The sequence below is a fragment of the Saccharothrix sp. ST-888 genome, assembly GCF_000955975.1.
Classification (GTDB): domain Bacteria; phylum Actinomycetota; class Actinomycetes; order Streptomycetales; family Streptomycetaceae; genus Kitasatospora.
This window is the reverse complement of the sequence record NZ_JYJF01001191.1, coordinates 1-204: the sequence shown is the minus strand read 5'-3', so window position 1 is coordinate 204 and position 204 is coordinate 1. Positions and strand designations below refer to the sequence as shown.

General features: G+C 64.2%; 1 protein-coding gene. It reads left to right on the top strand.

Annotated elements, in window-relative coordinates; all coding sequences use genetic code 11:
- Positions 1–204, top strand: a 204-nt coding sequence (locus UK12_RS42895) for a hypothetical protein (protein ID WP_231591541.1), incomplete at both ends; no start/stop codon positions are given.

The window sequence follows — 204 nt, the reverse complement described above, 5'->3', positions numbered from 1 at the left end:
ATGTCGCCCTGGAAACCCTGGTTGCCCTGGAAGCCCTGGGCACCGATGTCACCCTGGAAACCCTGATTGCCCTGGAAGCCCTGGAAACCCTGGGCACCGGTGTCACCCTGGAAACCCTGATTGCCCTGGGTGCCCTGGAAGCCCTGGGCACCGATGTCGCCCTGGAAACCCTGGTTGCCCTGGAAGCCCTGGGCACCGATGTCA